Annotated in this window: 11 protein-coding genes; 8 read left to right on the top strand and 3 right to left on the bottom strand. The window is 69.0% G+C overall.

The features are described 5' to 3' along the window. Positions 1-6: 6 nt before the first annotated feature. The gene (locus EJO66_RS18875) at positions 7-336 is read right to left on the bottom strand and encodes a four-helix bundle copper-binding protein (RefSeq protein ID WP_124960901.1); all 330 of its coding nucleotides are present in this window, start codon (positions 334-336) and stop codon (positions 7-9) included. 145 nt (positions 337-481) lie between these two features. Between EJO66_RS18875 and EJO66_RS18880 the strand changes: the two genes are divergently transcribed. From EJO66_RS18880 to EJO66_RS18910, 7 genes are all read left to right on the top strand, one after another. Further along, positions 482-1,804, top strand: a complete 1,323-nt coding sequence (locus EJO66_RS18880; protein ID WP_125965776.1) for a lytic murein transglycosylase — start codon at positions 482-484, stop codon at positions 1,802-1,804. A gap of 133 nt (positions 1,805-1,937) precedes the next feature. Then, positions 1,938-3,197 (top strand): putative Na+/H+ antiporter, encoded by a 1,260-nt coding sequence (locus EJO66_RS18885; RefSeq protein WP_124960903.1) that lies wholly within the window; start codon positions 1,938-1,940, stop codon positions 3,195-3,197. Between the two features lie 43 nt (positions 3,198-3,240). Next, a complete protein-coding gene (locus tag EJO66_RS18890; RefSeq protein ID WP_125965777.1) occupies positions 3,241-4,914 on the top strand; it encodes an alpha/beta fold hydrolase in 1,674 nt (557 codons plus the stop codon). 46 nt (positions 4,915-4,960) lie between these two features. Continuing rightward, positions 4,961-5,548 (top strand): helix-turn-helix domain-containing protein, encoded by a 588-nt coding sequence (locus EJO66_RS18895; RefSeq protein WP_125965778.1) that lies wholly within the window; start codon positions 4,961-4,963, stop codon positions 5,546-5,548. A 1-nt stretch (position 5,549) separates the two neighbouring features. Next, the gene (locus EJO66_RS18900; protein WP_125965779.1) at positions 5,550-6,116 is read left to right on the top strand and encodes a GNAT family N-acetyltransferase; all 567 of its coding nucleotides are present in this window, start codon (positions 5,550-5,552) and stop codon (positions 6,114-6,116) included. 131 nt (positions 6,117-6,247) lie between these two features. After that, the gene (locus EJO66_RS18905) at positions 6,248-7,894 is read left to right on the top strand and encodes a Mur ligase (protein ID WP_240648608.1); all 1,647 of its coding nucleotides are present in this window, start codon (positions 6,248-6,250) and stop codon (positions 7,892-7,894) included. Next, positions 7,891-8,961, top strand: a complete 1,071-nt coding sequence (locus tag EJO66_RS18910; RefSeq protein ID WP_125965780.1) for an aldose epimerase family protein — start codon at positions 7,891-7,893, stop codon at positions 8,959-8,961. The genes EJO66_RS18905 and EJO66_RS18910 overlap by 4 nt, the downstream gene beginning before the upstream one ends. Here EJO66_RS18910 and EJO66_RS18915 read toward each other — a convergent pair. Continuing rightward, on the bottom strand, positions 8,958-9,914 hold the full coding sequence (locus EJO66_RS18915; protein WP_125965781.1) for an SMP-30/gluconolactonase/LRE family protein: 957 nt from the start codon (positions 9,912-9,914) through the stop codon (positions 8,958-8,960). The genes EJO66_RS18910 and EJO66_RS18915 overlap by 4 nt on opposite strands. 137 nt (positions 9,915-10,051) lie before the next feature. Between EJO66_RS18915 and EJO66_RS18920 the strand changes: the two genes are divergently transcribed. Beyond that, positions 10,052-10,828: an SDR family NAD(P)-dependent oxidoreductase gene (locus EJO66_RS18920; protein WP_125965782.1), complete on the top strand. Its 777-nt coding sequence runs from the start codon at positions 10,052-10,054 to the stop codon at positions 10,826-10,828. On the opposite strand, the gene EJO66_RS18925 is transcribed toward EJO66_RS18920, so the two are convergent. Continuing rightward, on the bottom strand, positions 10,829-11,788 hold the full coding sequence (locus EJO66_RS18925; RefSeq protein ID WP_125965783.1) for a LysR family transcriptional regulator: 960 nt from the start codon (positions 11,786-11,788) through the stop codon (positions 10,829-10,831). It lies immediately after the preceding gene. Positions 11,789-11,913: the final 125 nt, after the last annotated feature.

Here is an 11,913-nt window from a genome sequence, read left to right on the forward strand (position 1 = left end):
AGCCGTTCAGTGCGCCATGGCGCGGCACGCGGCCGCGCAATCGCGGCATGCCTTGGCGCAGGCCTGGCAGTGTTCGTGCCTGTGCCTGGCGCATTCTTCGCCGCAGGTTTCGCAGATGCCGGCGCACAGCGCGCAGATGGCCTTCGCGTGTTCGCTGCCGCGCGCCATGGCGGCAGCGGCAAACTGGCAGGCGGCCGCGCAATCCATGTCGAGCGCGATGCACCGGGCCATCATCTGGACGTCGGGTTCCTTCAGGCAGGATGCGGCGCAGTGATGGCATGCGGTGGCGCAGCCGTTGCACGCCTCGATGCATGCGGCGTAGGTTTGATGTGGCATCACTGTCCCCTTGAGATGCGAGCCGCGGGAGTTCGCTGCTGCTGACGGCCCATGCTCGCCTGCCCGCCCACCGCGGCTGTAGGAAAGGGGCGCGTCGGCGCGTGAGAACGGCTTGCCGCCGTGCCGCACGGGTGAGAATCCGCTGATGCATCCAGCCAGCAGCACCTCATTCCTGCAGTCCACCATCAGGCCCGCCCTTGTGGCCGCAGCCATCGCGGCGCTTGTCGCGGGCTGCGCTTCCACACCGCCCGGGCCAGCGTCGCAGCCGCCCGGCTCTACAGCGGGAGCGGGGCCTGCAACTGCGCCTGCGCCCACGCCCGCAGCCCCTGACGCTGCCGCGCTCGAGCAGCAGCGCTTCGCCAAATGGGTCGCAGACTTCCGTGCCACCGCGCGTGCATCCGGCATCCGCGAGGCCACCTTGCAAAGCGCATTCGACCAGGTGCAGTTTCTTCCGCGGGTGATCGAGCTGGACCGTGCCCAGCCCGAGTTCACGCGCACGGTCTGGGACTATCTCGACAACACCGTCTCGCCCCAGCGCATTGCCACGGGCCAGGACAAGCTGCAGCAGGTGCGCGCCGAAACCGCCGCGGCCGCCGCGCGCTACGGCGTGCCGGGCACCATCGTCGTCGCCATCTGGGGCATGGAAAGCAACTACGGCGGCAACTACGGCAGCACCCCGGTCGTCGACGCGCTGGCCACGCTCGGCTTCGAGGGAAGGCGCGAAGACTGGGCGCGCCGCGAACTGCTCGCGGCGCTGAAGATCCTCGACAGCGGCGACATCGCGCGCGACCGCATGATCGGCTCCTGGGCGGGCGCCATGGGCCAGACGCAGTTCCTGCCGTCGAACTTCCTGGCCTACGCGGTGGATGCCGACGGCGACGGGCGGCGCGACATCTGGGGCAGCATGCCTGACGTGGTGGCTTCGACGGCCAACTTTCTCTCGCGCTCGGGCTGGCAGGCCGGCATGCCGTGGGGCGTGGAGGTGAGGCTGCCGGCGGGCTTCGACTACGGCCGCGCCGACATGGCCGTGCGCCAGCCGAGTGCGCAGTGGGCGGCCGAGGGAATCACGACCATGGACGGCCAGCCGCTGCCGGAGTTTGCCGACGGCTCGGTGCTGCTGCCCGCGGGCGCGCAGGGGCCGGCCTTCCTGGTCGGGCCGAACTTCCGCGCCGTGCTGCGCTACAACAACTCGACCAACTACGCGCTCGCCGTGGGCCTGCTCGCGCAGCGCCTCGGCGGCGGCCCCGACGTGCAGGCGCCATGGCCGAGGAACCTGGCGGCGCTCTCGCGCAGCCAGATCGCCGAGCTGCAGACCGCGCTCACCCAGCGCGGCTTTGCCACCGGTGCGGCCGATGGCGTCATGGGCCCCGCCACGCGCGAGGGACTGCGCCGCTACCAGCGCAGCGTCGGCCTGCCCGCGGACGGCTATCCGAGCGCCGAGATGCTGCAGCGCCTGCAGCAGCCTTAGCGGGCGCAGCTTGCGTTGTTGCGCGCCCCGTTAAACTGGGGCTGGGTGCGGGGCCGCTTGCTTCTTGTTTGCGGCGCCGCAGGTTCATGCGATGGTCGGGCCGCCACGCGGATCAGTCACGTCATCCCTCCCCATGCAAGAGTCCACCATCCAGTACGTTGCCGCAGCCATCTTCGCCGTGGCGCTCCTTCACACCTTTGCCGTCAAGCAGTTCGAGCGGCTGTCGCACCGCTTTCCCCGGCACGCCGGCCTGTTCCACCTGCTGGGCGAGGTGGAAGTCGTCTTCGGGTTCTGGGCCATCGTGCTCGTTCTTGCCATGGCCCTGCTGGTCGGAGGCGACGACGCGCTCGGCTATGCGGAGTCGCGCAACTACACCGAACCCCTGTTCGTCTTCGTCGTGATGGTGGTTGCCGCCTCCCGGCCCGTGCTGCGCACGGTCATGTCGGGCGTGAGCATCATTGCGCGCGTGCTGCCGCTGCCCACGCCCGTTGCAGCGGCATGGCTCGGGCTGGCAGCCGTTCCGCTGCTGGGCTCGCTCATCACCGAGCCCGCGGCCATGACCATTGCAGCGCTCATGCTCGCGCCCCAGATCTTCAGGACGAAGGTGCCCGAAGCGGTGAAGTACCTCGCCCTGGGCGTGCTGTTCGTCAATGTGTCGATCGGCGGCACGCTCACTTCCTACGCCGCGCCGCCCGTGCTCATGGTGGCCTCGACCTGGCAGTGGGACAGCGCCTTCATGCTCGCCACCTTCGGCTGGAAGGCGGCCGTGGCCGTGCTCGTCAACGCCACCGTGGCCACCTTCGTGCTGCGCAAGCACCTGCCCGCGGCATCGGCCGCGGACGCGGCGCTCGCCGAAGCGCCCGTGCCACCTGCCGTGGCCCTGACCCACCTGGTCCTGCTGGCCGGCATCGTGCTGTTCGCCCATCATCCGGTGGCATTCCTCGGACTCTTCCTGATGTTCCTCGGGTTCACGCAGGCCTACGAACGCCACCAGAGTCCGCTGATCATCAAGGAAGCACTTCTGGTCGGTTTCTTCCTTGCCGGCCTGGTCGTGCTTGGCGGCATGCAGCGCTGGTGGCTGGAGCCGGTGGTTTCCAGCCTGGAGCCGCTGGCCCTGTTCTTCAGCGCGCTGGGCCTCACCGCCATCACCGACAACGCGGCGCTCACCTACCTGGGCTCGCTGATCACGAACATCTCGGACGAATCGAAGTACATGCTCGTGGCCGGCGCAGTGGCCGGCGGCGGCCTGACGGTGATTGCCAATGCGCCCAATCCCGCGGGCGTCGCGCTGCTCAAGCGCGGCTTCTCCGACGAGACGATCGGCGCCGGCGGACTGCTGCTGGGCGCGCTCGGGCCTACGCTGGTGGCCGCGGCGGCCTTCATGCTGTTGTAGCGATGGAACCGCGCGGGGCGCGGGATCGAAAGGAGGCAGGAACATGCGCACCTTCTCTCGCATGGGCGCAGCCGCCGGCGCGGTGCTCGCGGCGGCCCTGGCCATCGGCGGCTGCTCTTCGCACGGCAATGCCCTTTCATCCAGAAGCACGAGGGCGGAGCCGCCTCCCACCGATTGCCGCGCATGGGTGGGCGTCGACCGCAACCAAGAGCTGCCCGGCTACCGCCTGCCGCAACCCGACGGCCGCACCGTCTGCGTGCCGCTCGGCGTCAACGCCTACCGTCCGCCCGCGGGCTATGCCGGAAGCGACTATTACGTCGACGAATTCACCGATGCGCGCCTGAAGGAGCGCTGGCGCACCTGCAAGGCCGATGCCGCCTGCTTTGCGCGCATCGATGCGCAGATGCAGCGCTGGCTGCCGCCGAACAAGGCGCGCGCGACGCGTTCGACCGGCGTGGTCGATCCCTCCGGCAAGATCGACCCCGAGGGCGCCGTCGACCTGCGGCAGATCCGGCGCCCGGCCTTCTTCGCCAAGGCGCCCTATGCCGAGGCGATTGCGCGCGCCGATGCCAGCACCTTCGTGGTCGAGTTCACCGTGCCGCGCGACAGCTTCGAGCGCATCGACCTCAAGATGGCCGATCCGGTCAAGCTGCGCGGCTGGTACATCGAAGGCCGCGGCGTCGACGATGGCAAGGGCGGCAGGATGCGCGCGCTGGCGGTCATGGCGCCGGGCGGCGGCGGGCAGCTCACCGCGATCCAGCATCCCGACGAAAAGCCCTACCGCATCGACCCGGCCACGGGCCGGGCGGTCGACATCAAATTTCCGAACGCCACCACAGAGACCATGGGCCAGCGCTGGTGGCGAGAGAACCTCGATGCACTCCGCCAGGCGGGCTTCGACGTGCTGGCCTACGACCGGCGCGGCGAGGGTATCTCCGGCGGATTCAGCGACACCCACACGCTGGAGCAGGGCGAGGACGTCTTCCGCGTGCTCGCGCAGTTCGACAGCGGCGACGGCCTGCGGCTGCTCACGCCGGACGGCCGCGTGCTCGAAGGCCGCGAGGCGGCCGGCAAGCTGCTGGGCGGCATGAAGTCGACCCGCATTCCGATCCTGCTCGGCGGCTATTCGCGCGGCTCGATGTCGACGGCCTGGGCCATGGCCAGGAACTTTTCGGGCGCGTGCAGCTACGACATGCCGGTGCCCGAATGCCGGCCGCCCAAGGGGCTTGCGAACATCAAGGGCGCCATTTTGTTGGCGTCCTTCGCGAGCGGCGCGGGCTACCTGCCCGCATCGCCCGACCTGGCCGACCGCAACCTGTTTCTTGGCGGCATGGCGGCGGACCATCACATCCTTTTTTATCCGAACTCGGCGCCGCTCGCGGGCATGCACAAGTGGCCGGCCGCCTTCTTCGGCAAGGGCCTGTGGGACCGCGCCGAAACACTGGAAGGCACCGTGGCCGCCTATGACCGCATTCCCGGCGCACGCGAAATCGTGGTGGCCCGCGCACCCCATTCGATCGAGACCTGGCCCGAGAGCGACAGGCAGTACCTGCGCGAGCGGATGGTCGCCTTCGCGAAGGTGGCGATCACGGGCGGCACCACCGTGCCGGGCGCAAAGCCCTGGTCCAACCTCAAGGAACTGGTCGCGACCACGCCCGATTCGTGGGAGGCGTCATCGAGGCCGAAAGACGGCCAGGACGCTCAAGCCGGTCGATAGCTCGCCTTGACTTGCCCTCCATGATGTTGGATATTCCTCCGGCATCATGGAAAACCAGCCACCCAGCCTCAACGACCGCATCGCGCAGCGCGTGCGGGACCTGCGCGCCGACCGCGGCCTTTCGCTCGATGCGCTGGCGGCGCATTGCGGCGTCAGCCGCTCGATGATCTCGCTCATCGAACGTGGCGAAAGCAGCCCCACGGCGGTGCTGCTCGAAAAACTTGCAACCGGCCTCGGCGTTCCGCTGGCGTCGCTGTTCGAGGCGCCGGTGCCCGCATCGGGGCCGGTGTCCCGGCTGGCCGACCAGCCGCAATGGCGCGATCCGCATTCGGGCTATGTGCGCCGGAACGTGTCGCCCGGCGGCTCCGCATCGCCGATCCACATCGTCGAGATTCTTTTTCCGCCCAAGGCGCGCGTGGCCTACGAAACCGGCGCGCGGGAACCGCAGGTTCACCAGCAGGTGTGGGTGCTCGAAGGAACCATCGAGGTCACGCTCGGCGACGACCGCCACCGGCTCTCCGCGGGCGACTGCCTGGCGCTGGTGCTCGACCGTCCCACCAGCTACTACAACCCCACGCGGCAGATCGCGCGCTATGCCGTCGTGATCGCCACCTCGCCCTCTTCCTGGAGATGACATGACACAACCCGCAGCAGCCCCCACGCCACGCATCCGCGCGCTCTCCAGCGTCGACGGCGCGCATGTCCGGCAGCTGGCCGACGTGCTCGTCGACTGCGTCGAAGGCGGCGCCTCGGTCAGCTTCATGCTGCCGCTCACGCCCGAGCGCGCCCAGGCCTTCTGGCACCGCGTGGCCGAAGGCGTGGCAAGCGGCGAGCGCGCGCTGCTGGTGGCCGAAGATGCGCAAGGCATCTTCGGCACCGTGCAGCTGGTGCTCGGGCAGCCCGAGAACCAGCCGCACCGTGCCGAGGTCTCGAAGATGCTCGTGCACCGGCGCGCCAGGCGCCAGGGCATCGGCGCACTGCTGATGCAGGCCGCCGAGCAGCTCGCGCATGAGCACGGAAAGACCCTGCTCGTGCTCGACACCTCCAGCGCCGAGGCCGAGCGGCTCTATGCCCGGCTCGGCTGGACCCGCGTCGGCGTGATTCCGGGCTATGCGCTGCTGCCCGGCGGCGCGCCGTGCGATACCACTTACTTCTATCGTGCGCTGGCAACGGGTCAGCGCGTGGCGCCGCAGCTGGGGTAGCTCCAGGGCGCCGCTGCCGCGAGCAAGTGCCGCCATGCCGCGCCGGCCCTGCGGTTCACGGCCGCTGGTTTGCGCAGGCCGCGCGCCCTGTCATCATTCGCGCCTGCATGACCCAAGAACCGACGCTCCCCATGGATCTGTTGAACCGCGCCAGGCAGATCCTGGCAGCCCCGGACGGCACGCTGCCCGGCGCCGCCGCCACGCCCGAGGCCGGCTGCGTGGTGCTGATTGCGATGGGCGACGGCGCGAGCCGCGCGCGCGTGGTCGCCGGGCGCGCCGAAAGCGCCGAGCAGGCCTGGCAACAGGCCAGCGATGCAGCCCTTGCGCTCGCGCAGCGCATCGGCATGCAGCCGCGTCGCGTGCGCGTGGAACTCGTCGACCAGGTCGAGCCCATGAACTGGGGGGCGCTGAAGGCCCGCCTGGCGCGCACCAAGCGCAACTACTTCAACCAGGGCGTGTCCTTCGACGCGAAGTTCGACGTGGCGCTGCTCGCACCGGAGATCAACGGCAGCGCCGTCTTCTACAACGGCACGGTGGGCCATGCCGAGCCCAATCCGGGCAACCTGCGCCTTCATGCGAAGCGGCGCTTCGGTGCCGAGCTCGATTTTCCGCAGGACGACGCGGCGCCGGTGTGGTGCTTCACCACGCGCGCGGCCTATGCCGACGCCGAAGGCGCGTGGCCGATCACCCCCAAGGGGCAGGCGGCGGGCTACCGCACGCTGCCCGCGTGGGACGCCGGCCAGGTGCGCAGCCTCGTGGACAGCGCGAGCGACTATCTCGCGGCGCAGATCAAGCCCACGGGCGAGTTCCACTACGGCTGGTTCCCGTGCTTCGACCGCGCGATTCCCACCTACAACACGCTGCGCCACGCGAGCTCGACCTATGCGCTGCTCGAGGCCTGGGAGCTGACCCGCAGCGACAGCCAGAAGGCGGCCATCGACCGCTCGCTGTCGCTCTTGACGAAGCGGCTGATCCGCCAGGCCGAACTGCCGGATGGCACGCGCGCGGCCTACCTGCTGGACATCGGCGACGAGATCAAGCTCGGCGGCAGCGCGGTGTGCCTGCTGGCGCTGGTCAAGTACACGGAGCTCACGGGCGATCCGCAGTACCTGCCGCTGATGGAGCAGCTCGCGCTCGGCATCCAGGCCATGCAGGACCCGGCCAGCGGGCGCTTCGTGCACGTGCTCAACTACCCCTCGCTCGAGGTGAAGGATGCGTTCCGCGTCATCTACTACGACGGCGAGGCCGCCTTCGGCCTGATGCGCCTGTACGGGCTCACGCGCGACGAGCGATGGCTCGCCGTCGTCGAGAAGGCCTTCGAGCATTTCATTGCCGCCGAGCACTGGCGCGCGCACGACCACTGGCTGAGCTACTGCGTCAACGAGCTCACGCGCTTTCGGCCTGAAACGCGCTACTACCAGTTCGGCCTGCGCAACGTGGCCGACTACCTGGACTTCGTGCTGGAGCGCATCACCACCTTCCCGACCCTGCTCGAGCTGATGATGGCCGCGCGCGAGATGGTGGAGCGCCTGGCCGCCGACCCCGCGTTGCGCCCGCTGCTCGAAGGCTTCGACCGCGCCAAGTTCGACCGCGCGCTCGAGCACCGCGCGCGCTACCTGGCCAACGGCTACTTCTGGCCCGAGCTCGCGATGTTCTTCCGCAACCCGGACCGCATTGCCGGTTCGTTCTTCATCAAGCACCACAGCTTCCGCGTGCGCATCGACGACGTGGAGCACTATCTCTCCGGGCTCATTGCCTACTGGAAGCACCGCCGATGAACAGCAGCATCACCACCCGCGAATTCGGCCGCATGCCCGACGGCCGCGTCGTGACCGAATACACCCTGGACAACGGCCTTGGCCTGCGCCTCGGCGCCATCAACCACGGCGGCATCGTCACCGCATTGCGCGTGCCGGACCGCCATGGCCGCAGCGGCAACATCGTGCTCGGCCTGCCGAGCCTTGCGGACTACCTGGGCCCGCATCCGCACCTGGGCACCATCGTCGGGCGCTATGCGAACCGGATCGCGGGTGGCCGCTTCACGCTCGATGGCGTTGCGCACCAGCTCCCGCTGAACAACGGCGCCAACTCGCTGCACGGCGGGCACCGGGGCTTCGGCACGCGCTTCTGGCAGATCGAGCCGGTGACGGCGGACAGCGCGGCGGGCGACATTGCGATCGAGCTTCGCTACACCAGCGCCGACGGCGAAGAAGGTTTTCCGGGCGAAGTGCAGGTGACGGTGCGCTACGCGCTCAGCCGCACCGAGAACACCTGGCGCATCGACTACCGCGCCGTGACCGACCGGCCCACGGTGCTGAACCTGAGCCACCACGACTACTTCAACCTGGCCGGCGAGGGCGCGGTGCTGGACCATCGGCTCACGATTCCCGCGAGCCGCTACTGCCCGGTCGATGCAGGCCTGATTCCCCTCGGCCTCGCGACTGTGGCCGGAACGCCGTTCGACTTTCGCGCGGCCACGCCGATCGGCGAGCGCATCGATGCGCAGCACGAGCAATTGCGCATTGCCGGCGGCTACGACCACAACTGGGTGCTCGACCGCGAGCCTGCCGGCCTCGCGCTGGCGGCGCGGCTCGAACACGCGCCGTCAGGGCGCGTGATGGAGGTGCACACGACCGAGCCGGCGGTGCAGTTCTATTCGGGCAACTTCCTCGACGGCAGCCTGCGCGGCGCCGATGGCGAGAGCTTGCGGCGCGGCGCCGGGCTGTGCCTGGAAACGCAGCACTGTCCCGATTCGCCGAACCAGCCGGACTTTCCTTCGACGGTGCTGCGGCCGGGAGAAGTGTTCAGCAGCAGCACGCTGCACCGCTTCGGCACATTGGCCTAGGCTTTGACGGCCGCTGCGGTGCCGAATTCGGCCGCAAGCAGGCCGGGGCTGCCGATGCGCACCGCGAACAACCCGCCGGCCAGCGGCTCGGCCTCGAGCTGCTCGGCCGTGAGCCCGCTGCGCGCGGTGCTGATGTAGAGCGTGCACAGCTCCTCGCCGCCGAAGGCGCAGTCCGTGACGTTGCTCGCGGGCAGTTCGATGCGGCACAGCTCGGCGCCGCTCACCGGGTCGTGGCAGCTCACGCAATGGCCGCCCCAGCGCGCAATCCAGAGGCGGCCGGCCGCGTCGGTCGTCATGCCGTCGGGCAGGCCGTCGCCCTCGGCGAAGCGAAGCCATACGCGCTTGTTGCCCACGGTGCCGGCTGCGCTGTCGAAGTCGTAGGCATACACGCAGCCTTCGACCGTGGCGTTGAAGTACATCGTGCGCTCGTCGAGCGACCAGGTCGGCCCGTTGGTCACGGCAAAGCCGTCGTCGTGGCGCGTGCAGCGGCCATCGGCGTCGAAGCGGTAGAGCGCGCCGGTCGGCGCCACGCAATCGAAGTCCATGGTGCCGCCCCAGAAGCGGCCCTGGCGGTCGCACTTGCCGTCGTTGAAGCGGTTGCCGGGCCGGTCGGGTTCGGGCTGGTGCAGGTAGCGCGGCGCCGCATCCACCGCGGGATCGAAGAAGGCGAAACCGCGGCGCATCGTGACGATCAGCCCCGGCGCATCGGCGCGCTCGGCCAGCGCGGTGATTTCCTCGTCGAACTGCCAGCTGCGGCGCGCGCCGCTGGCCGGGTCGAGGCGGTACAGCCGGCTTTCGAGGATGTCGATCCAGTAGAGCCCCCGTTCGCGCGGCGACCACAGCGTGCCCTCGCCGAGCGTGGCGCCCGCGGGCCACAGGCACTCGGGCTGGCCGAGGATCGATGGCACGCCAAGGGGCGTGGGAGCGGATGCGGTGCGGCCGGTCTGGGTCATCTGTTTTGCGCCTTTGTTGTCTCTGTCCTTGACGCGGCGGATCGTATCAAGGCATATTGATAATAGAAACCAAACTATTTGGCATCAAGTGATATTGATTTTGCAATGTCACCGCCAGCTCTCTGGAGACACCCATCTTGAAGGATTCCCCGCAGCTTTCGATCCATCCCACCCTGAAGGGACGCACGGTGTTCGTCACCGGCGGCGGCAGCGGCATTGGCGCGGCGATTGTGGCCGCGTTCGCCGCGCAGGGCGCACGCGTGGCCTTCGTCGACATTGCCGAAGGCGCCAGCGCCGCGCTCGCGCAGCGCATCGCAGAGGAAGGCCATGTCGCGCCGTGGTGGCGCGCCTGCGACGTGCGCGACATCGGCGCGCTGCAGAAAGCCATTGCCGATGCGGCCGCCGAGCTCGGCGACTTTGCCGTGCTGGTCAACAACGTGGCGAGCGACGACCGCCACACGCTCGAATCGGTCACGCCCGACTACTACGACAACCGCATGGCCATCAACGAGCGGCCCGCGCTGTTCGCGATCCAGTCGGTGGTGCCGGGCATGCGGCGGCTGGGCTTCGGCTCGGTGGTCAACCTGGGCTCCACGGGCTGGCAGACCAAGGGCTCGGGCTACCCCTGCTATGCGATTGCCAAGTCGTCGGTCAACGGCCTCACGCGCGGCCTTGCGGTGGAGCTGGGCCGCGACCGCATCCGCATCAACACCGTCTCGCCCGGCTGGGTGATGACGGAGCGGCAGGTGCAGCTCTGGCTCGACGACGAGGGCGAGCAATCGCTCAAGCGCAACCAGTGCCTGCCCGACAAGCTGATGCCCGAGGACATCGCGCGCATGGTGCTGTTCCTGGCGTCGGACGACGCGAAGATGTGCACCGCGCAGGAGTTCACCGTGGACGCGGGCTGGACCTGATCAATCCATCTCCAGCTTGCGGCCGTAGACGCTGAGGCTCGCGGTCTTCAGCGCCTTCATCATCACCTTGGCGGCCGGCGACGGCAGCCGGTCGGTGCGCGTGATGATGCCGAAGGCGTCCATGTGGCAGGGCATGTCCAGCGGCAGCAGCGACACGATGCCGTGCGCGGCGTAGTAGCGCGCCACGTCGGTCGCGAGCACGGCCACCATGTCGCTCTGCTGCAGCATGCGCGTGATGAAGAGCAGGGCCGAGCTCTCGATGATGTTGTTCGGCGGCACCAGGCCTTCCTCCTGGAACATCAGCTCGAAGCGGTGGCGCAGCACGCTGCCCGCGGGCGGCACGATCCAGCCGGCGCCCACCACGTCGCGCAGCGTGAGGCCGCTCACGCCCAGCAGCGGATGGCCGGGGCGCACCAGCGCGCACACCGGCTCCTCGGCCAGCGCCTCGTAGCGCAGCTGCGACTTGTCGTGCTCGGCGAAGAGCCGCGCCACCAGGATGTCGAGCTTGCCCTGCTCGAGACGCTCGATCAGCACCGCGCTGGTCTCGATCTCGAGCGACACGCGCAGGTCGGGCTGCTCGCGCTTCACCATCGCCACCGCGGGCGGCATCAGCGTGAGGCCCGGCGCGGTGATGGCGCCCACGCCCACCTGGCCGAAGCGGCCGGCCTTGAGCGCGGTGAGTTCGTCGTGCGCCTGGTTCAGGCTGGCCAGCGCCACGCGGGCATGGCGGATCATGGTTTCGCCGTACCAGGTGGGCCGCATGCCGCGCGGCAGCCGGTCGAACAGCGGCACCTCCAGCACGTCTTCCAGGTCCTTCAGCAGCTTGGAAGCCGCGGGCTGCGTCATGTTGAGCACCTGGGCCGCGCGGTGGATGTTGCCTTCCTCCGCCAGCGCCACCAGCAGGAGCAGCTGCCGCGTCTTGAGGCGGGCGCGGATGAACCAGTGGTTGTAGTTGGTCATGTCTCGTGGGTGTTTGTTGTTAAAGCTTTGTGCTCAGAGGGTTTTCCAGAATCCAGCGATTGATATGCATTTTGTCGAAAAATTGATTGGATTGATATCAATTCTGTTCATAGACTCGCCGCACT

This window comes from Variovorax beijingensis (genome assembly GCF_003951285.1).
GTDB classification, from domain to species: domain Bacteria; phylum Pseudomonadota; class Gammaproteobacteria; order Burkholderiales; family Burkholderiaceae_C; genus Variovorax; species Variovorax beijingensis.